Annotated in this window: 27 protein-coding genes, 2 tRNA genes and 1 pseudogene; 19 read left to right on the top strand and 11 right to left on the bottom strand. The window is 66.1% G+C overall.

The window, feature by feature from the left end:
• Positions 1-5 precede the first annotated feature (5 nt).
• From IAI54_RS01720 to IAI54_RS01710, 3 genes are read left to right on the top strand one after another with little or no spacing between them, the layout of a single operon-like run.
• Positions 6-1,319: a TRAP transporter large permease gene (locus IAI54_RS01720; RefSeq protein ID WP_187970719.1), complete on the top strand. Its 1,314-nt coding sequence runs from the start codon at positions 6-8 to the stop codon at positions 1,317-1,319.
• A gap of 14 nt (positions 1,320-1,333) precedes the next feature.
• Entirely contained in the window at positions 1,334-2,074 is a 741-nt protein-coding gene (locus IAI54_RS01715; protein WP_187970718.1) for a TSUP family transporter, read from the top strand.
• Positions 2,071-3,039: a hypothetical protein gene (locus tag IAI54_RS01710; protein ID WP_187970717.1), complete on the top strand. Its 969-nt coding sequence runs from the start codon at positions 2,071-2,073 to the stop codon at positions 3,037-3,039. Before IAI54_RS01715 ends, IAI54_RS01710 begins: the two co-directional genes overlap by 4 nt.
• Here the strand turns inward: IAI54_RS01710 and IAI54_RS01705 are convergent.
• Together IAI54_RS01705 and IAI54_RS01700 are read right to left on the bottom strand one after the other, a co-directional pair.
• Entirely contained in the window at positions 3,013-4,587 is a 1,575-nt protein-coding gene (locus IAI54_RS01705; protein ID WP_187970716.1) for a CYTH and CHAD domain-containing protein, read from the bottom strand. The genes IAI54_RS01710 and IAI54_RS01705 overlap by 27 nt on opposite strands.
• 236 nt (positions 4,588-4,823) lie before the next feature.
• A tRNA-Asp gene (locus IAI54_RS01700) sits at positions 4,824-4,900 on the bottom strand.
• Between the two features lie 420 nt (positions 4,901-5,320).
• Here IAI54_RS01700 and IAI54_RS01695 point away from each other — a divergent pair.
• Positions 5,321-5,396, top strand: a tRNA-Val gene (locus IAI54_RS01695).
• 293 nt (positions 5,397-5,689) lie between these two features.
• Here the strand turns inward: IAI54_RS01695 and IAI54_RS01690 are convergent.
• From IAI54_RS01690 to IAI54_RS01680, 3 genes are all read right to left on the bottom strand, one after another.
• Positions 5,690-6,274: a hypothetical protein gene (locus IAI54_RS01690; RefSeq protein ID WP_187970715.1), complete on the bottom strand. Its 585-nt coding sequence runs from the start codon at positions 6,272-6,274 to the stop codon at positions 5,690-5,692.
• 184 nt (positions 6,275-6,458) lie between these two features.
• Entirely contained in the window at positions 6,459-7,064 is a 606-nt protein-coding gene (locus tag IAI54_RS01685; RefSeq protein ID WP_187970714.1) for a hypothetical protein, read from the bottom strand.
• Complete coding sequence (locus tag IAI54_RS01680) at positions 7,064-8,728, bottom strand: hypothetical protein (RefSeq protein ID WP_187970713.1); 1,665 nt, start codon at positions 8,726-8,728, stop codon at positions 7,064-7,066. The genes IAI54_RS01685 and IAI54_RS01680 overlap by 1 nt, the downstream gene beginning before the upstream one ends.
• 831 nt (positions 8,729-9,559) lie before the next feature.
• Here IAI54_RS01680 and IAI54_RS01675 point away from each other — a divergent pair.
• From IAI54_RS01675 to IAI54_RS01665, 3 genes are all read left to right on the top strand, one after another.
• The gene (locus IAI54_RS01675) at positions 9,560-10,051 is read left to right on the top strand and encodes a hypothetical protein (protein ID WP_187970712.1); all 492 of its coding nucleotides are present in this window, start codon (positions 9,560-9,562) and stop codon (positions 10,049-10,051) included.
• Positions 10,052-10,123: 72 nt separating this feature from the next.
• Positions 10,124-10,516: a hypothetical protein gene (locus tag IAI54_RS01670; RefSeq protein WP_187970711.1), complete on the top strand. Its 393-nt coding sequence runs from the start codon at positions 10,124-10,126 to the stop codon at positions 10,514-10,516.
• 67 nt (positions 10,517-10,583) lie between these two features.
• The gene (locus tag IAI54_RS01665; RefSeq protein WP_187970710.1) at positions 10,584-11,222 is read left to right on the top strand and encodes a hypothetical protein; all 639 of its coding nucleotides are present in this window, start codon (positions 10,584-10,586) and stop codon (positions 11,220-11,222) included.
• Here IAI54_RS01665 and IAI54_RS01660 read toward each other — a convergent pair whose 3' ends face one another.
• Entirely contained in the window at positions 11,223-11,756 is a 534-nt protein-coding gene (locus tag IAI54_RS01660; protein WP_187970709.1) for a hypothetical protein, read from the bottom strand. It lies immediately after the preceding gene.
• A gap of 283 nt (positions 11,757-12,039) precedes the next feature.
• On the opposite strand from IAI54_RS01660, the gene IAI54_RS01655 reads away from it, so the two are divergent.
• The 9 genes from IAI54_RS01655 (at position 12,040) to IAI54_RS29090 (ending at position 17,197) form a co-directional block, all read left to right on the top strand.
• Positions 12,040-12,399, top strand: a complete 360-nt coding sequence (locus IAI54_RS01655; protein ID WP_187970708.1) for a hypothetical protein — start codon at positions 12,040-12,042, stop codon at positions 12,397-12,399.
• A gap of 87 nt (positions 12,400-12,486) precedes the next feature.
• Positions 12,487-12,819 carry a hypothetical protein gene (locus IAI54_RS01650; protein ID WP_187970707.1) on the top strand — a complete coding sequence of 111 codons (333 nt, stop codon included), beginning with the start codon at positions 12,487-12,489 and terminating at the stop codon, positions 12,817-12,819.
• A 359-nt stretch (positions 12,820-13,178) separates the two neighbouring features.
• Positions 13,179-13,403, top strand: a complete 225-nt coding sequence (locus IAI54_RS01645; protein WP_187970706.1) for a helix-turn-helix domain-containing protein — start codon at positions 13,179-13,181, stop codon at positions 13,401-13,403.
• Positions 13,400-13,609, top strand: a complete 210-nt coding sequence (locus tag IAI54_RS01640; protein WP_187970705.1) for a hypothetical protein — start codon at positions 13,400-13,402, stop codon at positions 13,607-13,609. Before IAI54_RS01645 ends, IAI54_RS01640 begins: the two co-directional genes overlap by 4 nt.
• A gap of 126 nt (positions 13,610-13,735) precedes the next feature.
• A complete protein-coding gene (locus tag IAI54_RS01635) occupies positions 13,736-15,424 on the top strand; it encodes an ATP-dependent nuclease (protein WP_187970704.1) in 1,689 nt (562 codons plus the stop codon).
• Positions 15,425-15,670: 246 nt separating this feature from the next.
• The gene (locus IAI54_RS01630; RefSeq protein ID WP_187970703.1) at positions 15,671-16,249 is read left to right on the top strand and encodes a hypothetical protein; all 579 of its coding nucleotides are present in this window, start codon (positions 15,671-15,673) and stop codon (positions 16,247-16,249) included.
• 1 nt (position 16,250) lies between these two features.
• Positions 16,251-16,484 (top strand): hypothetical protein, encoded by a 234-nt coding sequence (locus IAI54_RS01625; protein ID WP_187970702.1) that lies wholly within the window; start codon positions 16,251-16,253, stop codon positions 16,482-16,484.
• A 12-nt stretch (positions 16,485-16,496) separates the two neighbouring features.
• On the top strand, positions 16,497-16,733 hold the full coding sequence (locus IAI54_RS01620) for a hypothetical protein (RefSeq protein WP_187970701.1): 237 nt from the start codon (positions 16,497-16,499) through the stop codon (positions 16,731-16,733).
• 335 nt (positions 16,734-17,068) lie between these two features.
• The gene (locus IAI54_RS29090; RefSeq protein WP_275403598.1) at positions 17,069-17,197 is read left to right on the top strand and encodes a hypothetical protein; all 129 of its coding nucleotides are present in this window, start codon (positions 17,069-17,071) and stop codon (positions 17,195-17,197) included.
• Here the strand turns inward: IAI54_RS29090 and IAI54_RS01615 are convergent, their stop codons facing one another.
• Positions 17,198-17,911 (bottom strand): hypothetical protein, encoded by a 714-nt coding sequence (locus tag IAI54_RS01615; RefSeq protein ID WP_187970700.1) that lies wholly within the window; start codon positions 17,909-17,911, stop codon positions 17,198-17,200.
• A 33-nt stretch (positions 17,912-17,944) separates the two neighbouring features.
• Here IAI54_RS01615 and IAI54_RS01610 point away from each other — a divergent pair, with 33 nt between their 5' ends.
• The 3 genes and pseudogenes from IAI54_RS01610 to IAI54_RS28875 all read left to right on the top strand — a co-directional run.
• Positions 17,945-18,160 carry a DUF7940 domain-containing protein gene (locus tag IAI54_RS01610; protein ID WP_187972970.1) on the top strand — a complete coding sequence of 72 codons (216 nt, stop codon included), beginning with the start codon at positions 17,945-17,947 and terminating at the stop codon, positions 18,158-18,160.
• On the top strand, positions 18,157-18,372 hold the full coding sequence (locus IAI54_RS28785) for a glycoside hydrolase family protein (RefSeq protein WP_210321199.1): 216 nt from the start codon (positions 18,157-18,159) through the stop codon (positions 18,370-18,372). The genes IAI54_RS01610 and IAI54_RS28785 overlap by 4 nt, the downstream gene beginning before the upstream one ends.
• Positions 18,373-18,674: 302 nt before the next feature.
• A pseudogene (locus tag IAI54_RS28875) lies at positions 18,675-19,004 on the top strand (DNA cytosine methyltransferase); the annotation flags it as partial.
• 193 nt (positions 19,005-19,197) lie between these two features.
• On the opposite strand, the gene IAI54_RS28860 reads toward IAI54_RS28875, so the two are convergent.
• Genes IAI54_RS28860 through IAI54_RS01585 form a run of 4 tightly spaced genes read right to left on the bottom strand, consistent with a single transcriptional unit; the run spans position 19,198 to position 21,576 of the window.
• Positions 19,198-19,290: a very short patch repair endonuclease gene (locus tag IAI54_RS28860; RefSeq protein WP_235679359.1), complete on the bottom strand. Its 93-nt coding sequence runs from the start codon at positions 19,288-19,290 to the stop codon at positions 19,198-19,200.
• Between the two features lie 44 nt (positions 19,291-19,334).
• Positions 19,335-19,976, bottom strand: a complete 642-nt coding sequence (locus tag IAI54_RS01595; RefSeq protein ID WP_187970698.1) for a hypothetical protein — start codon at positions 19,974-19,976, stop codon at positions 19,335-19,337.
• Positions 19,976-21,310, bottom strand: a complete 1,335-nt coding sequence (locus IAI54_RS28870) for a DNA cytosine methyltransferase (RefSeq protein WP_235679219.1) — start codon at positions 21,308-21,310, stop codon at positions 19,976-19,978. The genes IAI54_RS01595 and IAI54_RS28870 overlap by 1 nt, the downstream gene beginning before the upstream one ends.
• Positions 21,307-21,576 (bottom strand): hypothetical protein, encoded by a 270-nt coding sequence (locus IAI54_RS01585; RefSeq protein WP_187970697.1) that lies wholly within the window; start codon positions 21,574-21,576, stop codon positions 21,307-21,309. The genes IAI54_RS28870 and IAI54_RS01585 overlap by 4 nt, the downstream gene beginning before the upstream one ends.
• Positions 21,577-21,582: the final 6 nt, after the last annotated feature.

The following is a 21,582-nucleotide window of genomic DNA, read 5'->3' as shown; positions in this document are numbered from 1 at the left end:
GCGCGGTGGAACAGCTTCTCCCGATCGGCATCTTCCTGTTCGTCCTGTTCCTCCTGCTCGGCACCGGGGTCTGGGTGGGGCTTGCCCTGCTCGGCGTCGCCTTCGTGGGCATGGAGCTCTTCACGACGCGTCCGGCCGGCGACGCGATGATGACGGTGATCTGGCGCTCGGCCTCGTCCTGGACGCTGACGGCGCTGCCGCTGTTCATCTGGATGGGCGAGATCCTGTTCCGGACGCGGCTGTCGGAGGACATGTTCAAGGGCCTGTCGCCCTGGATGGCGAAGCTGCCGGGCGGCCTGCTGCACACCAACATCGTCGGCTGCACCGTGTTCGCCGCGGTCTCCGGCTCGTCGGCGGCGACGCTGACCACGGTCGGCAAGATGTCGATCCCGGAACTGCGCAAGCGCAACTATCCCGAGAAGCACATCATCGGCACGCTGGCGGGTGCCGCCACGCTGGGCCTGATGATCCCGCCCTCGCTGACGCTGATCGTCTATGGCGTGACGATCAACGAATCCATCACCAAGCTGTTCATCGCCGGCGTCGTGCCCGGCCTCGTGCTGGCGGCGATGTTCATGCTCTATGTCGTTGCGGTGTCGCGACTTTCGCCAGACTACCGGCCCGATCCGGAGCCGCCGATGCGCCTTGCCGAACGGGTGGCGAATTCGCGCTTCCTCATCCCGGTGCTGCTCCTGATCATGGCCGTCATCGGCTCGATGTATCTCGGCTTCGCCACCGCCACCGAAGCCGCCGCGATCGGCGTGGTGGGGGCGCTGGTGCTGGCCGCCGCGCAGGGCTCGCTGACGTGGTCGACCTTCACCGAAAGCCTGCTCGGCGCGACGCGCACCTCGGCGATGATCGCGCTCATCCTGGCGGGTGCGGCCTTCCTGTCGCTGTCGATGGGCTTCACCGGCCTGCCGCGGCATCTGGCCGAATGGATCGGCTCCATGCAGCTGTCGCGGTTCGAACTGCTGATGGTGCTGCTCGTCTTCTACATCGTCATCGGCTGCTTCCTCGACGGCATCTCGTCGGTGGTGCTGACGATCGCCGTGGTGGAGCCGATGGTGCGGGCGGCGGGGATCGACATCATCTGGTTCGGCATCTTCATCGTCGTCGTCGTGGAGATGGCGCAGATCACGCCGCCGATCGGCTTCAACCTGTTCGTGCTGCAGGGCATGACGCGGCACGAGATGAACTACATCGCGAAGGCCGCCTTCCCGATGTTCCTGATCATGGTGGCGATGGTGTTCGTGCTGATCGCCTTCCCCCAGCTCGCGACCTGGCTGCCCGACAACATGCGCCCGGCCGCGGCCGGCTGACGGACGCGCAGCGCATGGATCTCGTCGCCTATACGGGGCTCACCGTGCCCTGGCTCGCTCTCGTCGGGCTGATCATCGTCGCGGCGGCGATCGTGCAGCTGGGGCTCGGCATGGGCTTCGGCCTGACCGCCGCGCCGCTTCTGGCGCTGATCGACCCGGAGCTGGTGCCCGTGCCGACGCTGATTCTCGGCATGCTGAGCTCCGGCTGGGGCGCGTTCGGCGAACGCCACGCGATCGCCTGGAACGAGGTCGCCACCGGCGCGATCGGCCGCGTGGCAGGGGTGGCGGCGGCGACCGGCGTGCTGGCCGTCCTGAGCGACGAGCGCGGCTTCTCCATCGCCTTCGGCCTGATGGTCGGCCTGGCCGTGGCGATGTCGGTGTTCGGCAGGCGCATCCCGTTCAACCGGCCCAACCTGATCGGCGTATCGGCGCTGTCGGGCCTGATGGCCACCATCACCTCGGTCGGCGCGCCACCGCTGGCGCTGATCTACCAGGACAGGCCGCCCGGGGAGGCGCGCCCGACGCTCGCCGCCTTCTTCGCGCTCGGCTGCCTGCTCGCGCTCGCGGGCCTGGCCATGGCCGGCCGCGCCGGGCTGCGCGAGGTGGCGCTGGCCGCATTGATGCTGCCGCCGATGCTGGCCGGCATCCTCATCGCGCGGCGGCTGCGCGGCCGCTTCGACCGGCGCTACCGCCCGGCCCTGCTCGCCATGGCCGGCATGGCGGCCGTGCTGCTCGTCCTGCGGGGCATCGCGTGACCGCCGCCGCACTGCTCGCCTGGCCCGCCCGCCACGGCCGCGGCGTGCTGGTGGCGGGACTCGTGGCGGGGATCCTGATGCCGGGCGTGGCGCTCGCCATGCGCGACTGGATCGCCGAACTGGTGGCCGGGCTTCTGTTCATCGCCGCCCTCAGGGTCGGGCCGCGCCAGGCCTTCGGCGCGCTGTCCGACATCCGCGCGTCGCTGGGCGTCGCCCTCGTCTATCAGGTGGCGCTGCCGGTGGGTTTCATCGCCGCCTTCGGCCTTGCCGGCTGGCACGGCGCGCTGGCCACCGGGCTGGTGCTGATGGCGGCGGCGGCGCCGATCTCGGGCAGCCCGAACCTGACGGTGCTGACCGGCAACGATCCGGCGCCGGCGCTCAGGCTGATGGTTCTGGGCACCGCCATCCTGCCGCTGACGGTGGTTCCGGTGTTCTGGCTGTCGCCGATGCTGGGCGAGGCAGGCGCGGTCGTGGCTTCGGCCGGGCGGCTGCTCGGCATCATCGGCGGCGCGGCGGGCGCGGCCTTCCTGATTCGCGGCTTCCTCGTCCGCAACCCCTCGCCCGCGGCGATCGCCGCGCTGGACGGGGTGTCGGCGATCGCGATGGCGATCGTGGTGGTGGGGCTGATGTCGGCCGTGGGGCCGGCGATCCGCGAAAGCCCGGCCGACCTGGCGCTGGCGCTCGGCGCTGCCTTCGCCGGCAATTTCGGCCTGCAGATCGCGGCGGCGACGGTGTTGAGGCGGACGGCGCCGCAGCGCTTCGTGGCGCCGCTCGGCATCATCGCCGGCAACCGCAACATCGCGCTGTTCCTGACCGCGCTGCCGGCGGCCGTGACCGAGCCGCTGCTGCTGTTCATCGGCTGCTACCAGGTGCCGATGTACCTGACGCCGATCCTGCTTGGCCGGCTCTACCCGCCGCCGGCACCGGAGCGTGCTGATTCAGTCGGTCCAGGGCGGCTTCACTGAGGCGAAGGCCTTCCAGCCCGACAGCAGCCGGTCTTCGGTCGCCTCGAGATCGCGCGCCTGCCAGCCGCGGATCTCGCCGCAGGCGCGGAGGAGCGCCGCCGTCGCATCGCCCGCGGCGAGCCTGTGCAGCAGCGGGTCGGTGGTGGCGACGTCGTTGTAGCGGCCGAGCCCGTCCTGCAGCCGCGACAGCGCCTTGACGAAGGCCGCAGCCTTCCTGTCCTTCGTGCACAGCGGCAGCAGGAAGTCGCTGAGGTAGCGCAGCTTCTTCAGCGCGAGCCGCACCTCGTGCCGCCCCTCCGCATCGAGCTTGCCGAAGCGGCGGCCGCGTTTCAGGACCTTGCGGTGCTGGCGGTCGAGAAGATCGCGGGCGAGGTCCGCCGCCGGTTCGGCCAGACGCGCCAGCGCCTCGGGCGCGGCGCCGTCGCGCCAGCCGCGCAGCTCGATCCAGCGGGCGAGCGCCAGCGGCAGCCGCAGCGCGGCCGGATCGCGGAAGGCGGCACGGGCGCGGGCATAGCCCTCCGCACGCAGCGGGTCTGCGGCCGCGCGGACGGCATCGAAGCCGGACGGATCGGCGCAGGCGGCCTCCACCGGCGGGACGGTCTCGGCCAGGAAGACGTCGAAGCCGCGCGCATCCCCCTGTTCGCCGGCGAGCCATTGCGCGGTCGCGGCGAAATCCGGCGCGGCGGCGCTTCCCGTCGCCCCGGCCACGACCTTGAGGATCGTGCGCAGGCGCCGCAGCGCGACCCGCGTCTGGTGGATACCTTCGGCGTCGCGGCCGTCGAGCGCGGCCGGCCGGTTGTCCAGGAAATGCCGCAGCGCCTCCGACAGCATGGCCGCGAAGGCATCGTCGAGCGCGGCGGAGCGCGCGATCGCCGCCCGGCGCGGCTTGCGCCAGGCGGGCGGCCGGTCGAAGGCGAGATCGAAGCCGCGCGCCGCCTTCGAGTAGAGGCTCATTTCGGCGGGACCACGCTCCAGCATGGCCAGCGCCACGTCGTAGAGCGCACTCGCCTCGCCGGAAACGAGTTCGAGCTCGATCTCGCTCAGCGGCTCCGTGCGGCCGCCCGCTTCCACCGTGCCGGTGTCGATGCAGAGTTCGATGCAGGCGGACGGCAGGTCGAGCTTGCGCGACCGGCGACGCACCTTCGTTGCGACGACGGGCTCGAGCACGGCGTCCGCAAGGAGATCGCGGAAGGCCTGCGGCACCGCGTCCGGCACGGCGGCGAGATCGGGCGTCTCGCCCGCGATGTCGACCTCCCACTCGCCGCGGCCGACGAGCCCGTCGGCCGCACCGCCCCCGGCGGTCTTCACGGTCATGACCCGCCTGCGGCCGACGCTGCGCACGCGCAGCGCAAATCCGGCCTTCGTCAGGTCGCGGCCGGGCGTGTCGAAATAGGCGGAGGCGAGATTGCGCACGGTTCCGGCATTGCGGGCCACGGCCTGCACGAGGTCAGCCGAGGCGAGCGCGTCGAGCGCGTCGGGCGGCGCCACGAGCTTGAGTTCGACCTCGCGCGCGGGCGCAGCCGGCACGAGCGCCCGGCGAAGCGGCATCTCGCCCGTCCCGGTGGTCTCGGAATTCCCGCCCAAAGCCTTCGCCGCCCTCGTGTCCGATCGTCCTGGAAAGGTCGGGGTTTTCTTGGGGCGGGTCAAGGGTGACGGCGGATGACGTGATGGCGGGTCCGATTCCCGGGAGAACATCCGAGGTAGACCGGGAGATGGCGCATTCCCGGGCGCAGCCGCACCGGCCAGGATGTACCGGCGACACAGGACATTCGCTGAAGAGAAAATGGCGCGAGTGACGGGGCTCGAACCCGCGACCTCCGGCGTGACAGGCCGGCACTCTAACCGACTGAGCTACACCCGCGCATTGGACTGGGGCGGCGCTGCGCCCGTCGTCGTGGGCGGGTGATTACGGGGTTCGGACGGGAGTGTCAAGCGCCTTCAGGCGGGTTCAGCCGACGAAAAAGAGGCCGGCAGGAAGTTCTTCATGCGGCGGGCCGGATGCCCCAGCGGAAGCCCAGGCCCGAGGGTGGGCGACGAGGCCGCGGGCGGCAAAGAGGACGGGTCCGGGAGATGCGGCATCAGAGTGCGGGCAGGCTGTCGAGAGACGTCGGCGGGGCGGACGGACGAGCGCGCCCGAGGCCGTCGGCCTGACGGGGAGCACGGGACCGGCGCAATGCCGGCCGGACGTCCGGGCAGGCCCTGCAGCCCGACGGTGCCGGACGCGATTTGGCGCGCACGCGACTTGCGCGGACGCGCCAAAGCGCTTAAATCGCGCCGGTCCGGGCGATTAGCTCAGTTGGTAGAGCGCTTCGTTTACACCGAGGATGTCGGGAGTTCGAGTCTCTCATCGCCCACCAATCATTTCAGGCACTTAGCCAGCGTGCTTGCCGGAACCGCCACGAAAACCGCCACGAAAACCCCGTGGCGGCTTTCGCGCCTTCAGCCCTGAAATCCTTGGCTTTTCGGCCCGATCAGCACGCCAACCGCCCGCAGGATTCGTAGTCCGGCCCAGTGCGGCGGGCCGCTTGAAGCCCGCCTGACGAGCGCCCTGCCGATGTCTTCGAGCGTCAGCAGTCGTCGACGAGGTCGGGCCAGCGCCGGCGGGCGATGGCTGCTAGGTCCCATGCGTCCGAGATGTCGCCGCCGGGTGTCACGGCGCGAAGCTTTCGGCCTCCTCGGCGACGATAGGCTCGAGGTCCATCCCCGAGACGAGCTGCTTGAAAGTTCGCGGCGCGTATCCGGTGTCCGGACAGTCAACCCCGACATCGCGGCTACGGCCGAACGGAGCCAGCCGGCCGTGCGAGTGGCCGAAGAAGTGGAAGCTGCCCTTATGCTGGCCGGGCCACGTCCGTGCGGCGTAGTGGCTCAGATAGACCCGCTCGCCCTCGTCGATCGTCTCCATCGCTGCCGCCGGCGGTGCGTCCCAAGCCAGTCCGGCCAGGGTCGGATGGATGACGTTGGCCTTGGCATAGTCATGGTTGCCAAGCACGAGACGCTTGCGGCCATTCAGGCGACGGAAGACCGACTCAACCCGGGCAGCATCGCCGAGGCCCATGCTGAAATCGCCGAGATGGAATACCAAATCGTCCTTCCGGACGACGCTGTTCCAGCAGTCGATCAGGCACTCGTCCATCTCCTTCGTCGACGCGAAGGGTCGCGCGCAGGCGGTCTCGGACAGCATCAACGCGTGTCCGAAGTGATGATCGGCGGTGTAGAATTTCTGGGTGAAGGACATAGGTAGGCTCCTGAATACGTGCATGCGGGATCGGCCCTTGAGGGGGCGGCGGTCAGCGCGCTGTGCGTATCGAGAGCCTCGCCATGTCTTCTGTGTCCTTATGCTGCCCGCAGCGTAGCCGGCAGGATCTAACAAGGTGCGATCGGGATACAGGGCTCCCAGCAGCCGCGTCAACGCCCCGGCATCAGAACGGGATCTCCATCGACACCTCGCCTTTCGGCTTGAGCTGGCTGAATTCGAAGTCCTTCGCCTTCTCCACCTCCATTGCCTCGTCGTCGGACACGTCCCAGTCGGATGCCCAGCGTCCACGCCCTTGCGCCCCGCGCGCGGTCTGCCTGACGACGATCTTCTCGTGCCACAGGCGGTCGCCTCCCTCTTCGTCGACTTCCGTGCTGCCGCCTGCCGGCCGCCAATCAAGGACCCGCTCGCAGATTTCGCGCAGGCGCTGCGGGTGACCGTTCGCTACGCAGACCAGGATCGAATGCCACCACGCAGGCATCTCCGGATGATCGGAAACGTGCGTGATTGCCCGGCTTACGAGACCCTGCAGGACCTCGTCGGCGCGCATCAGGTTCGGAAGCTCCCGCGGCATGACTTCGCGCAGGTACCATGCCAGCCAGCCTTTCCTCAGCTGGCGGCCGGCTAGATGGCGGGACAACTGGCCGGCCTCGGCCATCGCCTCCGGATCGAGTAGGAAACGGAGGCCGGGCTGGACGGAAGTTGCCGCGACCGGGAGGACCGGGGCTGCCTTGGGCTCAATCCGTTTGCGCGCGTAGATATTGGGCTGCATCACTCGAACTCCTCGATGTCACTGATTGCTGTCCTGAAACGCCGCAGGACAGTGTCGATGTCGTCCTCGGACACCGGGTAGCGTCCGACCGTCCATGTCTCGTGGCCGTGCGCGCCGAAGCGCAGGATGACATCGACCGCGCGGTTGCCCGTCCATGTCATCTTCGCGATGAAGGTGCCGACATCGTCGACTTCTAGGCTGCCGCAAGCCGGGTCGACGGGGAAGACGACCGCGTTGCAGTCCTCGAGCGTCAGGTCCGTCGGCACTGCCTGTGGCTCGGCTACCGGTGCGGCTGCGGTCTCGTCGGCGATGAACGCCGGGGCCCGCTTACGGGTGCCTCGCGGAGCCTCGTCGCCGAGGCGTTCGTAGCGTGCCTCGTCGGCCGCCTTCTCCCGTGCGAGGTATGCGCTGAAGTCCTCATGACGGATGAGCCGGATGTCCGGTTCCGCGCACTCTTGTCCGAAGAAGTCCCAGGCGGCATGGTCCGCGCCGCGGGACGCTATCGCCGCCAGCAACTGTTCGCCTCGGGTCGGCCGGGTCGCGTAGCCGTCGCTGATCGGATCGCCGGAAAGCGCTTCCTCAAGCGCGATCTGCCAGAGCGCGGAAAACTCGCTGCCGTGAATCAGCCCCATCGCGCGACCGAAGGTGGCGTTGGCGCGGCGGACCGTCCTGGAATCCAGCATGTATTCCTCGAGGTCCTTGCGGCCAACGCGGACGGGATCGAGCGATGGCTGGAAGAACAGGCGAACCGCACGGCGTTCGGGTGGAGATAGCGTCAGTTCGATGTCAATTGCCTCAACGGGAGCACCCCTGCCGCCTCCCTTTCTCGGGGCGACGGCGATCCGGAACGCGCGCACGTCGGCGAAATCCTTCGGAAGGTGATCGAGGACGCGCTCCCGCAGCTTGCCCGCCTTCACGCCACCGCTGGCATCGAGCGGAAATCCGACCCAGCCGGCCAACTCCGCGGGTGTCGGGGAGAGCCGGATCGTATTGTCCTCGCCCGGGACCCACTTCCGCTTCGAGGCCTCCAGCGCGAGACGCTTGTAAAGTCGCAAGGAGTATTTGCTCGACATGGTCGGCAGCGCCGCCAGTTCGAGGTAGGCGTAGCGCGGCTGGGTGCCGAGCAGCTCTCGGATCGGAGCCGGGAGGCGGTAGCGGACTACGTCCTCGTCCTCGGTTGTCTCCGACCACCACTCCAGAAGGGAGACATCCGCGAACTTGCGGCCACCGGCCGCGCCGTAGGTCACGGTCGCCATCTTCAGACGGCGCAGGCTAGCCAGAACGTCGCTGCGTTCCACCCGGCCGCGGGGAACCCGGTCGTCATTCTTCTCGGCTTTGGCGTTGTGCTCGATGGCCCGCGAGTTGAGGTAGCGCTGCGCGTCCGCGATCCGGAGAGTGTGCATCTGGTCTGCCATCGACTGGTCGGCTTCGTACGCCTTGCTGGCGAGCAGGTCGTGCAGGATCTCGTCGTCGACGGTCAGGTTGAACCCGGCCGGCTGGTGCAGTGCCACGCTATCCAACATCTCCGCCGGACGCGGCGACTCGGGCGATACCTGCGCCAGCCCGCCAAGCGTCGAGAGAGCCTTGGCGACCGTTCCCCGGGGGGCCGGACGGAAGTGCCCGGTGGGTGCCCTTGGCCTCGGTGGCTTGATCTGGCTCGGCATCGTCCTCCTCCTCGTCGTCTGCCTCCATCGAGGATTGGCCGGCCGGCGCAGTGGGACAAGGTCTCGAAGCCATCTTTCCGAAGCCGTGGGTTCGAAAGATCAAAACCCATCCATCCCGAGGCATGAGTTTTGATCTCAATCCCTTGATCTGCAAGGTTTCGACCCACCCATCGCACGCCATGGGTTCAAGAGAAGCGGACGTTCTGAACCCATCCGGCCCAGAGGATGGGATAAGTTTGCGGAATACGGGTTTTGAACGTTTTCGGTGAAAAGCCGAAACAGCGGAATACGGGTTTTAAAGCCAGTTGACCGATGCAGGTCCGGCCTGCCTTTCCCGGTGCTTCGGAGGTCGGCCAGACCCCCCTGATTCCAGCAGGAAGAAATCGGGGACGGATTCCGTCCTTGAATCCGTGGTCGGGGCAGCTGTCGCCTTTAGGCTCCTGGGCCGCCACCGTGGGGCTCCGATCGACGCTTCCCCGTCATCCCGGCCTGAAGAAGGACCGTGCCGCTTCGCGGTTTTGTCTGTTCAGGTTGTGCCAGTGGCTTGCTCCGTTTTTATCCTGCAAGGGCAGTGGCATTTGCTTCGCCGAGCCTGACCCACCGGGCTTCGATCCCTGCCGGCCGCACAGCCACGCCCCCAGTTCCGGGACGGCGACAGAGGCTCCCGCTCCCGGGATGGATGGCTCCTTCGGAAGGCTCGTCATCTTGCCGGGTGCGCCGCAGGCCTCCGTTGGGCTAAAACCATTTTTTGTTTCTACGCATAGAAACATGTTGCGATTGTCTCCGGCGCTGGTCAGCATGATCGTAGGCCGGGTTCTGAGAAGGACGGGGATGAGACAAGCGACGGACGACGAGCTGCTGAGGCTCCACGATGAAATCCGGTCCAGGCGACTGGCACGGACGAAGTTCCTGCGGCTCGACGATGCCGGGAAGCGGGCATACAAGGCGGAGAAGCAACGGCAACGCCGCGCCGCCCTTCGTGCCGCAGGCGAGGCAGGCAAGCCGAAGGCGACCGTGCCGGCCATCCGTGACGTGCTTGCCGATGCCGCCGCGGTGCTCCTGCGGTCAGACGGTCACGGTGCCGACGTGATCCGCGCAGCGCTTGCCGAGGCCTTCCAGGCGCCGGCCATGGGCATGACCGTGACGGGGATGGCGCGGACCGGACGGCTGCCGCCCCGACTCCTCCCGGTCGACTGGTCCCCTGTGCCGAAGGCCGCCTTGCCGTCCGCGCCCGACCTCGTTCCGGACGCGCCAGTAGCGGACGTGCTGGACGACCTGGACGGCTTCGAGCCTCCGGCTTTCCTTCGCCGATCTGGCTACTGAGGCTTTGTCCCTTTCGTGCGGCGGGCGAGATGTGTTCATAGTGACGCTCGTAGTGACGGGAGGACGGGGGAAATGCCGAGGGTGGGTCATCCTGCCAACGCCAGCAACGCGCAGCGTACACGGGACTACCGTGCGCGGCTGAGGAAGCGCGGCGCGCCGCCCGAGCCGGGGAAGCCTGAAGGTCGTGGCGCGCCCGAGTCCTGCCACGTCGACGTGGCGCTGGCGGCGGCCTTCGCGGCCTACCGCTACTCCGCGGCAATCGAGGGCGGCGGTCCCGGCCACCGGAAAGTCGTCACGGCCCTCATCGCGGCAACGATCGCGCTGCTGGTGGAGCGTGGCTACGACCAGAAGGAAGCGGTCCGCGTGGTTCGGCATCGACTTCGGAGGGACGACCTCCTGGACCTGGCGAAGACGGCAGCCATTCCGGAACGGCTCGAGGCCATCGAAAAGAGGCTCGCACCATGACCCACGGATCCCCCCATTACTCCACCGTTCGGAATCGTTCTCTTGGCCTCGTTCGGAGTGACGCTCGATGACGGAGACCGTGAGCCTCTGGGACGACGACCCGGCCGCCTTCGTCGACGCGTTCAACGGCAGCGGCGACGCGCGACAGCTGCGCGGGCAGACCACGACCCGCCGGCGCGGCGGACTGGAGCGCATCGCAGCCCGTGCCAGCCCGTCGCTGTGCGGCATGTCTCTTCCAGAACTCGACCGCGAAACCCGGCCTTCCGCAGCTGCCCTCGAAGCCGCTCACGCCGCGCTGCGCACGGTCGCCGGCTACGACCCGGACCACGCCGAGGAAGCGAACGGACTGGGCTTCGCCAAGGGCGACGTAACGCTCGGTCACGCCCTTGCCTCCGCTCCCCTCGGCGACCTATCCCGGCGGCGCTTTCGCGGCCCTCGTCATGCGGCTGGCGGCGCGGTATCGTCGTCAGGTCTCCGCCGGATCGAGGTTCAGGCAAGGCATTTCGGATCAACTCGATTTTTTCGACGCGTAGAAATGGGCTGGAAAACGGATCACAACTACGAAAAGGCCCGGCAGGAGGACTACCGGGCTTTCGTCGCGTCGCTGAGCTGGCGGGAGTGGATCGATATGCACGTCCGGCACAAACGGCCGTTTCTGGCCGGGACGGCAAGCGCCGCTTTCGTGGCATGGATGGTCCTCGGCTGATCAGCCCCGGATCGTGATCTCGATCGCGTCGGGCGACACGCCAAATGTTTCGGCCAGCCCAGCCTTCGCTTCGGCGATAGTCAGCGGGCGCGGCGCGGGTTCATCATCGTCGGCATCAATATCATCTCCCTCATCCTTGGCGGCCGGCACGATGGCATCGGGCTCGGGCATCGGCTGCCAGTCGAGCGTGTCCGGGTCCATACCGAGATCTTCCATGCACGTGTAGCGGACTGGGTTACGCCAGCCCTTCCCCCAGACGTTGGGGATGTCGGCGATGGCATATTCTGAGAACTGGATCAGCCAGCGCTCAGGACGCTCCGGAGACGGCACCACGTCGGAGATGCGGCCGACAAGGAACGCGGTGGCGTGCCGCTCGGGTCCTTCGGCTTCGCGCGTGTTGGCGTTACGGGTGCAGACGGCGAACTCGAACTTGCGGGCGTTGGCGCGGTTCAGCGCCCAGGAACAGGTGCCTCCAACGCTCAGGATATGTTCCCGAGACTTGAAGGTCAGAACGGCGATGGCGGCGCGGGGCATGGGATAAATCTCATATACTATGGCGATAATCTGTAGATAGTTTAGGCCCCGTTTATCGTCACGGTATAACGTCAACTACTTTTGAGCGGGCCGATTTATCGGCTGCACCCCCATTCCCTTTCGTCTCGGCAGTCAACTCCAGCGACACGCCTTCGAGGGGAACATGGCGCGCCGGGGAAACGCAAGCAGCAGGTACGGATCGCGACAGATCTCGGGACACCCGAGTCCGGCATCGACTGACCCGCCATGCCATAGGAAGGCCCCCACAAACCGGAGCCTCCCTATGATCGACGATACGCCACCCCCTCCACCGACCGACGAGATCCCGTCCCAGCGCAAGGTCGAGCACGCCCAGGCGATGCTCGAGGCCGCCCTTGAAATGGTCGACTGGGAGCGCAAGCGGCGCAAGGAGCGGCCCACCCTTCCGGACAACCCGGCCATCCTTCAGCAGATGCTCGTGGATGCCTGGCGCGAGTGCGACAAATGGAGGTCCGACTACTACGACATGCAATACGGCAAGTCCGTTTTCCGGCTGCATGCCGAGCGGCTCAAACTCGAGATGGACCGCTACGAGGACCTGGTCCGGCGCATCAAGGTGGACCTGCCCGAGCCCGATCCGCGGCGATGGGCGCTGTCGATGTGATCATTCCGGCCGGCGGTTGGTCATTTCCGCCGGCGGACACACCCTTCTTGAGAACGCCGTTGAGGAACGGCCTCTCGGAGGGGGACCATGCCAGTCAGATCGGTCGAAGACGAGCCTGACATCACGCTCGAATCCTGGGGCATCTACGCCAGCCCGTGGGACACCCTGCACGTCGTCGGCTCGCCTTCCGGCACCACCCGCGCACGCCGCTCCTCGCCTGTCGAATCCTTCGACGTGAACACGATGACTGCTGTGACCGAGAGCGGGCGGACTTACCGCCTTGTCGGCGAACAGGACCATGAGACCGCGCGGCTGATCGCCGTCACGATGTTCGGGGCGGTCGCCTACTTGGGCAAATGGATTTCGGCGGAGGAACTGGCGCTCGCGGTTGCGCGGCCGGACATGGGAGGGTGGCACTGATGCGCCGGGTTACTTGGAACGAATTTATTGAACTGCCCGCAGGCACGATCTTCACGGAGTCGCCACCTCGGCAGATATGGGCGAGATTACTACGTGGCCGATCTCTCTCCCTGTCACACGTTCGGGCACACGCTCGGAGGATACATGCCCGAGGACGGGACAGAGGTCGTGATCGAGAGCTCCGGATGGCGACGCGCCAATGGATGGGAGCGCGATCGCAGGGATTGGTCATGTTGAGTCTGGGGCCGTGCGGACCGACTCCGGCTAGCGCGTTGGCTTCTCGATCCCGCTGACACGCTCGACCGCATGAATGAAGACGTGAGCGGCCTGATCTGGCGGGGCGACGCAGGGAGGCTGCCATGCTCGGACTAGAACGCGAACTCCGCGCCACCATCACGCTCTCCATCCTCGACAGCATCCGCCAACGCGGGCTGAGCACCGAAGAGGCCGCGGCCATCGCCGGGGTCCATCCGGAAGACATGCGGACGTTGGTCGAACGGCGCGACAACAAGGGGTTCACGCTTGAAGCTCTCGACGATGTGCTGCAGGCGATCGATGCGCATGGTCCGAGGTACGGCGGATGAACGACGACTTCGACTTCGAGCAGTACAACATCTTCCGTCAGCTCGGCTTCGCCGACTGGCAGTCGCGCACCCAGAAGGCAGACCTCTCCATCGCAATCAGCGACTTCCTGCGCGACGGAGAGGTGTCGTGGCCCGATGCCGCGGCGGCTGCAGGGGTTAGCGACGACGACCTCCAGGCGATTGCGTGGAGCCGGATGGACCGTTAGTCGGTTCCGGAGCTAGAGGCGATGAAAGCGGGGATGGAGGCAAACAATCCGCCGATGAATAACCGCCGCTGAGCGTCGCGGAATCCCCCCCATCCGTGTAGTCTACACGGATGGGGGGATTCCTCGTTGAAGATTACCCGTGTCCAGATCGCCAATTGGCGGTCGATCAAATACGTCGACTTCTTTCCGGAGGATATCTGCATCCTCGTCGGAGCAAATAACGCTGGCAAAACAAACATCTTGTCGGCGGTCAATTTCATACTCGGCGAGCGCTGGCCGATGCCCGCGAATCTGGATGACTCCGACTTCTACGCCCGCAACCGGGACAACAGCGTCTACATCAAGCTGACGCTCGATCATCCGTATGTTTCGGAGATCGAGTTCGACACGTCGAAGCCGCAATACGCCCTGAACGCGTTGGACAAACATGGACGCGGCGTGCGCCCCTTCACCAACGCTCACCGGGAGGAGCTGGCCTTCGCCTACGTCGACGCAAGCCGGAATTACGAGAGGCAATTCAGCACGTCCCGCTGGTCAATTTTCGGTCAGGCGCTGCGCCACCTTCATCAGACCCTGAAGAACAGCGGTGACCAGCTGGCCCAGCTCCGCGATGCCCTCAACACGGCTCACGGCCTGTTGCAGACCGAGCAGTACAAGAAGTTCGAGCAGGAGCTGAAGGATGCCTTCTCTGCTCAGCTGAAGACGGCCCGCTATGACGTATCGTTCGAATTCCGCACACTGGAAGAGACCAACTTGTACCGCAGCCTCTATCCGACGTTGGTCGAGCGTGGCGTGGCCCGCAATCCCTTGGAGGTCGGCTCGGGCGTGCGCAACGTGCTAGTGCTGGCACTCTTCCAGGCCTTCGCCAAGTCGTTCCGCGGCGATGCGGTGCTGGGCATCGAAGAGCCTGAGCTGTATCTGCACCCGCATGCCCAGCGCAGCCTGATGAAGCAATTCGAGGAGCTGGCGGCGGCCGGGAACCAGATCTTCATCTCGACCCATAGCGCCCATTTCCTCGACGTGGCGCGAAGCGACCGCATCGTGCTCGTCGACCGCTGCGAGGATGAAGACGACGAGGTCTGCACGCAGGTGAAGACAGCCTCCAGCGGGGACCTGCTGAAGGCCCGCAAGCAGCTGCATCCGGCGCGCGACCAGATGACCGTAGACTCCGTCCGTGCCTTCGTCCGGAACGTGCGCACCTCTGAGATGACCGAAGCCTTCTTTGCCCGCGTTGTCATCGTGGTTGAGGGGCCGTCGGAGCGCGAGGCCATCCCGATCTTTGCCCGGGCATATGGTATGGACTTCGACACGCACGGCATCTCCATCGTGTCGGCGGGCGGCAAGGCCACAATCGACACGCTGTCGCAGCTTTATGATGTGCATGGCATCCGCACCTACACCGTGTTTGACAACGATGGCGGCAAGCTATCCGAACGAGCGGCCAACCGCACCCTATGCAGGCTGCTTGGAATGCCCGAGGCCGACGAGCCGGCGGCGTGCGTGAAGGCTGACTACGCCATCCTGCAGGGCAACTGGGAAGACCAGTGCAAAACGCACGTGGAGGTTATCGAGACAGGCCTCTTCGACCAGCTCGAGGCACAGGCGCGCTCGGAACTTGGCATTTCCGGAGACCGCAACAAACCCTTGGTGGCGCGTTTCATTGCCGAGGCCCTCGTCCAGCGCGGACACACCCCGAAGTTCGTCAAAGACATCCTCGACGCGGTAAAGAAGAAGCTGCCTGACCATCCGGGTCAGCAGCCTGGGCCTCAACCACCCAGCCCACCGCCGAGCGGCTCCGGCAGTGTCTTCGACTGAAGCGCTCCCGCCGACCGATCGAGGACCCGCTACGAAAAAATGCTGCAACCATAATATTAACGCTAGCAGGGAATGACTTGCGCTAGTCACTATATAGCGTTCGAAAAGTCAATTCCGCGAACGCCGTCAACAACTTAGTTGTTGCGCCGATAGACGAAAGCATCCACCTTTGTTGTGTGGATGGCGCACGGCGCGCCGGAAGCCCCCGGGGGGACCGGGGACACGGGATCACTGAGGAGGCATCCCATGTTCAGCTACAACGAGACCATCATCCGCGGCGCAGGCCGCAACGCCCAGATCGAGGCCTTGATCGGCCGCACCGACATGTTCGGCCTCTCCTGGCAGCTGACCGCGGCCGCCGTCGATGCGATGCTCGAGGACGGCAGTGAAACGCATGCTGGCTGGAACGTCGCCGGTGCCATCGAGATGGGAACCCATGCGGTCGACGTAAGTGAACTCGATGCGGAAACCGAGCCGGAGGTCACCGAGGCCGTACAGACCGCGATCGACATGCTGCAGCACCTCGCAACGGCTCCCAAGGGCATCGTCCTTGTTAATGGCAACGACGGCCTCGTTCATGCCGCAGAGCCCACACTCGACGAGGCGAAGGCCTTCCTCGACCGCGTCAACGGGCAGCCGCTGTCGTGGTCGGAATCCAGCAGTCGCGTGGCCTCGGTCAGCCCGCATCCGGAAGGCGCAATCTATCGCGCGGTCGAGATCGGCTTGCTCGACTGGGAAGCCGGCGACGGCGAACGCGTCGCCGCTCTGGGGACGACCGTGGGCTACTGGCTGGCCCGAGACACCGTCATCAGGCGGGCAGCCTGACATGGACGCGAAAGCGCGCTTCAACGAACTCAGGGGGGAGCTGCGGCTTCCCCTCGACGACCTCGCCCGCCTGCTCGGCAGGGGCCACGGCACGATGCGCGCCTACGCATCGCCCGCCAGCCGGCTCCAGCCCCCTCAGGAAGTCCTGGAGGCGATGGAGGCCGAATTGGTCGGGCAGGCAATAGACCGCATCCGGAAAACCGGGTTCGACGTAATCCGCCGCAAGGCGGCCTGAAAGGAGCAGGACATGTTTACGATCATCGAGCAGCGCGAGTTCTTCGGTCCGTCGTCGGCGACGGGCCTGATGCTTGACCCCTGCGGCAAGCCCGAAGTCTATGAGACCCGATCCGCAGCCGACACCCGCATCCAGGAGCTGGACGACGGCGAATGCCGGATCGCGCACAACGAGAGCAGCCGGCCGCAGTACAGCGTTCGGCATGTGAACCGCCTCAGCCGTGCGGACCGCGCCCTCGTCGACGGTTAGGCCTGCCGGCGGATTGCGGGGGGCTTGTCCCCTGCGAACCACGAAGCGATCTTCTTCATCACGATCAGCAATTGCGCCCGGGCCAGCGATGACCCGGACTTTTCTTTCGCAGGCACCCGTCCCCCGGACCCTGCCAAGCCGGCGGCCATAGCCTCCTCAGCTCGGCTGCGCCCATAGCGCGCCCGCCGCCGGCACACCCATCACCGTGGCATGCAGGCAGGCATGGGCAGCCCTTGCGGGGCGCCTGGCGCGGCCTCGGCCCGCCTTCCGGACGGCTGCCTCGCATCGGGTCTGGCATCAACGCTGCGCCCTGGACTAAACCCTGCGCTGGCCCGATGACGGCGGCGCACGGCCACGTCATCCAGCATCACAACGATCACCGGACGCTGGTCTGCCTCGTGGCGGACGGTCGGCATCGCGCCGTGGGTGACGACCCGCTCTACGCGGAAGCGCTGGCCGCCTGATCAGCGGTGCCCGTACTTCACCTCGAACATCTGGTCTTCCATCCAGGCGGCCAGCCCCTCGACCTGCTCGATGGCTGCCAAGAGGTTGTCGCGCGTAACGACGAGAGACAGGCTGAACCAGGCATAGTCCTCCGCTTGATCCGTCTCGAGAACCCGCCGCTCGTCTTCGCTCAGGAAAAGCGGAAGCGGATGCTTCTCCCGGACGTTCGAGCTGTGCTCCAGCCGCATGTCGTCGATGCTCTTGGCATGGTTCGCGTCGTTCCGTGCCAGCACGACCTGTTCGATGATATCCCAGTCCGCCGGGCAGTCGGACCAGTCGGTCTTCAGAAGCTGCCCGTAGCAGGCCTTGTAGCCGTTGACGAAGCCCTTCTTGAATTCCTTGGGCAGATGCTTCTGGCACTCGATCCCCAGCTGTCGCTCCCACGTCATGAAGTAGAGCTTGAGCGTGTCAGAGAGTATGGAGACGCAGGTCGCGCCGAGTACATCGAGCGACGTTCTGGCATCCGTCCATTCCGACATGAAGGCAGGCTCGCCGCCGTCTTCGCTGTAGGGAGGCTCGTAAGGTTCCTCCTCCGCCTCAATCTTACGGATGATCTCCCAGAACGGTGACGCTCCCACGTCGTAGTGCCGCCGGATGAAGGCGGTTCGCAGCTTCAGAAACTCGTTCACCTCCATCCCCGGATCCTTTTCCCTTTCGAGCCGGCGCTCGACCATGAGGCCTTCTAACGGAGAGCCGCCGTGGCCGCCATGCGCTTGCATCAGCAGTGGCGCGACATCCTCTGGAAAGCCTGGTCGATCCGCCTGATGGCGCTCGCCGCCGTCTTGTCGGGTCTCGAAGTCGCGCTGCCATTCCTCGACGGGCTCCTGTCTGTCGGCACCGGGACGTTCGCCGCGCTGTCGTGCGTGACGACAGCAGGCGCTTTCATCGCGCGCATCGTCGCCCAGCGGGGGCTGTCGGAATGACCAATTTCCTCGCCGCCATCGCTGGCGGGGAAGGCCTGCGCCTCGTGGCCTATCAAGATATCATCGGCGTGTGGACGGCCAGTTACGGTGAAACCAAAGACATCATGCCCGGCAGGGGGTTCAAGGAACATGAGGATTACATCGCTGGGATGGCTGACGGCGAGTGCATTATCGGTCCTGACGCGGACGGGCTGCGCGAGCTCTGGAGGTAGCTTCCGCGACCCGGCCCCTCGCGAGGCGCTGGAACTGACAGCCTCGGACAAGTCCTGCTTCGACGCGACGCTCGAAGTTCCGGACGGCGACATCGGCCGCCGGGATAACATGCGCCTGTGGCTCGAGGCCCGGAAGCTGGACCTGAGGAAGTCGGAGTCGCGCCGGCCCACTCGAATCCTTGTAGCGTCAGCCCGCCGCAAGGATTCGCTCCCGTTTTTCTTGACTGTCTGATCACGGAATGTTCTGACTCTCGCGAGCCGCAAAGGATTCGAAAAGGATTCGTTGCGCCAGGGGAGAGGCAATGCGTTCTGTGGAGTTGTTCGCTGGGGCCGGCGGGCTGGGAATTGGCGCGTCACGGGCTGGATTCAAGCCCGAGGCGGTGGTCGAGTGGGACCGCTGGTGCGCCGATACGATCCGTGAGAACGCGACCCGAGACCTCGAGCACGTCGCTCACTGGCCCCTGACGCACGGCGACGTGCGGGATTTCGACTACTCCCAGATTTCCGATGGCGTGGATCTCGTCTCAGGCGGCCCGCCTTGCCAACCCTTCAGCCTCGGCGGCAAGCATCGCGGCAAGGACGACGCTCGAGACATGTTTCCGGAAGCCGTTCGCGCCGTCCGCGAGCTACGGCCGAAGGCCTTCATGTTCGAGAACGTGAAGGGTCTCACACGGAGCACGTTCGCCAGCTACCTCGAATACGTCCGCCTGCAGCTGACCTATCCCGAACTCGTCGCCAAGAAAGACGAAGAATGGGAAGACCATCTCGGCCGCCTCGAGAAGTACCACCTGCGGGGCAAACCGACTGGCCTGCACTACCGTCTGGTCATGCGGCCAGGGAGTATCGGAAGCCGAGGGCATGAAGGCCCCGCCTCACGGCAAGTTCGGGTTTCGTGTCCTTGCCGCGGACAGCTGACATCATTCGCGCGCGGACTTCTTTCGCGATCTCCTGGGCCATGGGGTCTATCTAAGCTTTTCCAGTAGAGACTCTACTTTGGCGAGCACCTCCTCGTGCTCCCGGGCAGCCACCCACAGATCGTCGACGATCTCCTGCGTCGGCGCCGGATACGGCCCGGGCTTGCGCACCCGCCATTGGTGGACCGACTGAACGGCGCGGCCTGACAGCGCGGCGATCTGCGTGAAAGACATGCCGTACGCGCGAAGCTTCTCAGACACGGCGTAGTACTCGTCCCGCAGACGCTGGCGCTCCTCCGCAGGTACGTTGGAGCGGACCTGGTCGCGCCGACGTGGCTGGATCGTCCGGGGCGCTGCCGTGATCGCGATGGGAAGCGCCGGCGTGTCCGAAGCAAGCCGCGCCTGTGCCGGCACGGGGCCGTCGAGTCCGTTGCGCTGGAGCGCGAGCCGCACAGTCTGCGGACCCACCCCGGTAGCATGCGCAATTTGGTCGGGCCGCATGCCGCTCGCGCGCGCCGCCGTGAGCAGCGACATGGGGAGTGCCGGGCTCCGCTTTGCTCCTGACTTGATGACAGCCTCCCTGTGCACCCGGTAGTCGGCGCACTGGCGCATCGCCAGTGAAAAGGCACCTTGCCCCTTGGTCCAAGGGGTGGGCGCAAGGGCGACGTTTCTGAGCGTTGTGGTTTCCATCACGCTGCTTCCCTCCAGCTCTCTTCCCAATCCCATTGCGCCTGCGTCACCCGCTGCTGCAACTCTCGGCCGATGTAGGCCATGCAGGGCACCGCCATGCTGTTCCCAAGCGCCTTGTAGCGGGGGCCGTCCTCAGGGGATTCCTTGCCCTTGTACGGCACATCGCTCCAGCCGTCGGGGAACCCTTGTAATCTCTCGCATTCCAGAGGCGTGAGCCGGCGGACGATCCATTTTCGGTTCGAGTTTGCCGCAGACCTCAGGACGATGCAGAGATCCGTCTCGTTGCCCTGGCCGGCTGCCCGCGCAAGGCCGGCACCGGACGCACACAGGGTGCCGGTCACCGCCGGATAAACCACGAGGTCAGTTTCGTATGCGGCGCTTCCGCACGCCCGCAAGGTCGAGGCGATGCCGGCCTCGCCGTACTGGTCGCTTTTCTGCCTGTCGTAGTACGCGACGCACTGCTTATGGCCACCTCCGGTGGGCGACCCGGCCAGCAGAGTGTACGCAAGATTGAAAGATGCCTTCGGATCGTAATCGTCGCAGAACGCGATCGGAGCTACTCCCTGAGCGCTTCCTCCAGAAGCGCCGGGAGCTTCTTGTTTCGGTTCTCCGCCCGCCGCAGCACCCCATCCTTGGCGGTCCGGCTCAAAGAGTACCTCGCCTGGACAGACGGGCTCGTCTCCAAAACGGCAGACAGCGAAGATGCGACGGCGGCGCTGTGGAACTCCCCAACCCTGCGCGTCCAGTACGCGCCACGCTGCTTGTCCTGCAGGTCCAATAACATGACCTGCACCTGTCCACCCTCCTCGCCAGCCGTCCCCTGAAGAGACCAGACCACACTCGGGTCCTCCGACAAGCGCTGCCAGGAATTTGCCGAAGGCGTTCGTTCTGTCAGTGAGGACATGGTAGACATTCTCCCAAACGACGAACCGCAGTCCGTTCAGTTTCTTCATGCGCAACGCGAGCTGTACGAATGCCAGCGTCAGGTTCCCGCGGTCGCCGTTGAGCCCCTTGCGAAGCCCGGCGATGCTGAAATCCTGGCACGGGCTGCCACCCTCCAGCACGTCGACCTGACCCATCGAGAGCAGGTCCTTGTCGGTGATCTGGGTCACGTCGCCCCAGTTAGGGACAGAGCCGCCCTTGATGTGCTTGTAGTTCGCCGCCCGGTAGCCTTCCGGCAGGTACACGGGAGCCGTCGCATCGCACCGGGCGTTCAGCACGTGGCAGGGCAGCGGCTCCGGCTCGCAGTAGCCGACGAAGTCGAAGCCGAAGGGCTTCCACGCCACCGAGGCCGCGGAGATCCCGGAGAATGTGGAGAAGACGCGCAAGGTCATGCGGCCTCCTTCACGCGAACAACCGCCTCCTCGCCGAACCTGTCGGCGATCGTCTTCATCGCGACCTGCAGGTTGTACTCATCGAGGATGCTGATCGCCTTCCACGGCGGGCACGTACCCGACGCGCACCTGTAATGCCGGATCAGCGCTTCCGATCTCTCCATCAGGTCTGCGATTTTCGCGTCCGTCAGGCTGCACACCGCCCGTGCCTTGCGCCAAGCGGCGCGCCTCTCTTTGCCGTCTGCAGGTAGGTACCTGGAACTCATCGATCC

Source organism: Aquibium microcysteis (assembly GCF_014495845.1).
Lineage (GTDB): Bacteria > Pseudomonadota > Alphaproteobacteria > Rhizobiales > Rhizobiaceae > Aquibium > Aquibium microcysteis.
This window is presented reverse-complemented; position numbering and strand designations above follow the sequence as displayed.

Bases quoted from the DNA above. Each gene is read 5' to 3' on its own strand.
- IAI54_RS01715 (WP_187970718.1), top strand. From the start codon at position 1,334: ATGGATCTCGTCGCCTATACGGGGCTCACCGTGCCCTGGCTCGCTCTC.
- IAI54_RS01705 (WP_187970716.1), bottom strand. From the start codon at position 4,587: ATGCCGCTTCGCCGGGCGCTCGTGCCGGCTGCGCCCGCGCGCGAGGTC.
- IAI54_RS01690 (WP_187970715.1), bottom strand. From the start codon at position 6,274: ATGTCCTTCACCCAGAAATTCTACACCGCCGATCATCACTTCGGACAC.
- IAI54_RS01685 (WP_187970714.1), bottom strand. From the start codon at position 7,064: ATGCAGCCCAATATCTACGCGCGCAAACGGATTGAGCCCAAGGCAGCC.
- IAI54_RS01680 (WP_187970713.1), bottom strand. From the start codon at position 8,728: ATGCCGAGCCAGATCAAGCCACCGAGGCCAAGGGCACCCACCGGGCAC.
- IAI54_RS01675 (WP_187970712.1), top strand. From the start codon at position 9,560: ATGAGACAAGCGACGGACGACGAGCTGCTGAGGCTCCACGATGAAATC.
- IAI54_RS01670 (WP_187970711.1), top strand. From the start codon at position 10,124: ATGCCGAGGGTGGGTCATCCTGCCAACGCCAGCAACGCGCAGCGTACA.
- IAI54_RS01665 (WP_187970710.1), top strand. From the start codon at position 10,584: ATGACGGAGACCGTGAGCCTCTGGGACGACGACCCGGCCGCCTTCGTC.
- IAI54_RS01660 (WP_187970709.1), bottom strand. From the start codon at position 11,756: ATGCCCCGCGCCGCCATCGCCGTTCTGACCTTCAAGTCTCGGGAACAT.
- IAI54_RS01655 (WP_187970708.1), top strand. From the start codon at position 12,040: ATGATCGACGATACGCCACCCCCTCCACCGACCGACGAGATCCCGTCC.
- IAI54_RS01650 (WP_187970707.1), top strand. From the start codon at position 12,487: ATGCCAGTCAGATCGGTCGAAGACGAGCCTGACATCACGCTCGAATCC.
- IAI54_RS01645 (WP_187970706.1), top strand. From the start codon at position 13,179: ATGCTCGGACTAGAACGCGAACTCCGCGCCACCATCACGCTCTCCATC.
- IAI54_RS01640 (WP_187970705.1), top strand. From the start codon at position 13,400: ATGAACGACGACTTCGACTTCGAGCAGTACAACATCTTCCGTCAGCTC.
- IAI54_RS01630 (WP_187970703.1), top strand. From the start codon at position 15,671: ATGTTCAGCTACAACGAGACCATCATCCGCGGCGCAGGCCGCAACGCC.
- IAI54_RS01625 (WP_187970702.1), top strand. From the start codon at position 16,251: ATGGACGCGAAAGCGCGCTTCAACGAACTCAGGGGGGAGCTGCGGCTT.
- IAI54_RS01620 (WP_187970701.1), top strand. From the start codon at position 16,497: ATGTTTACGATCATCGAGCAGCGCGAGTTCTTCGGTCCGTCGTCGGCG.
- IAI54_RS29090 (WP_275403598.1), top strand. From the start codon at position 17,069: ATGACGGCGGCGCACGGCCACGTCATCCAGCATCACAACGATCACCGG.
- IAI54_RS01615 (WP_187970700.1), bottom strand. From the start codon at position 17,911: ATGGTCGAGCGCCGGCTCGAAAGGGAAAAGGATCCGGGGATGGAGGTG.
- IAI54_RS01610 (WP_187972970.1), top strand. From the start codon at position 17,945: ATGCGCTTGCATCAGCAGTGGCGCGACATCCTCTGGAAAGCCTGGTCG.
- IAI54_RS28785 (WP_210321199.1), top strand. From the start codon at position 18,157: ATGACCAATTTCCTCGCCGCCATCGCTGGCGGGGAAGGCCTGCGCCTC.
- IAI54_RS28860 (WP_235679359.1), bottom strand. From the start codon at position 19,290: ATGTCAGCTGTCCGCGGCAAGGACACGAAACCCGAACTTGCCGTGAGG.
- IAI54_RS01595 (WP_187970698.1), bottom strand. From the start codon at position 19,976: ATGGAAACCACAACGCTCAGAAACGTCGCCCTTGCGCCCACCCCTTGG.
- IAI54_RS28870 (WP_235679219.1), bottom strand. From the start codon at position 21,310: ATGACCTTGCGCGTCTTCTCCACATTCTCCGGGATCTCCGCGGCCTCG.
- IAI54_RS01585 (WP_187970697.1), bottom strand. From the start codon at position 21,576: ATGAGTTCCAGGTACCTACCTGCAGACGGCAAAGAGAGGCGCGCCGCT.